The organism is Candidatus Dedyshia acidiphila, assembly GCF_051025295.1.
Classification (GTDB): domain Bacteria; phylum Acidobacteriota; class Terriglobia; order Terriglobales; family Acidobacteriaceae; genus KBS-83.
Window position 1 is genome coordinate 1 of record NZ_JBMGJV010000146.1, and the last position, 253, is coordinate 253.

At 70.0% G+C, this 253-nt stretch carries 1 pseudogene; it reads right to left on the reverse strand.

The annotated features are described in order from the left end of the window. Nucleotides 1–253: pseudogene (locus tag AC5IJH_RS18465) on the reverse strand (replication-associated recombination protein A); the annotation flags it as partial.

The following is a 253-nucleotide window of genomic DNA, read 5'->3' on the forward strand; positions in this document are numbered from 1 at the left end:
CTGTGGGTCGCGGCCAGACGGCCGGCGATCTCGAGCGCGTTGTAGGCGCTGCGTCCGTCGCCCGAGGCATAGTCGGCGATCATGCGCAGCGCATCAGGGTCGGCGGTGAGGTGGTCCGCAGCGAGCCCGCGCGGGTCAGCGAGTGCGCGCTCGAGCAGCGTCAGCAGCTCCTGTTCGCTGAGCGGCTGCAGCGTGTAGACGCGACAGCGGGAGAGCAGGGCAGCGATGATCTCGAACGACGGGTTCTCCGTGG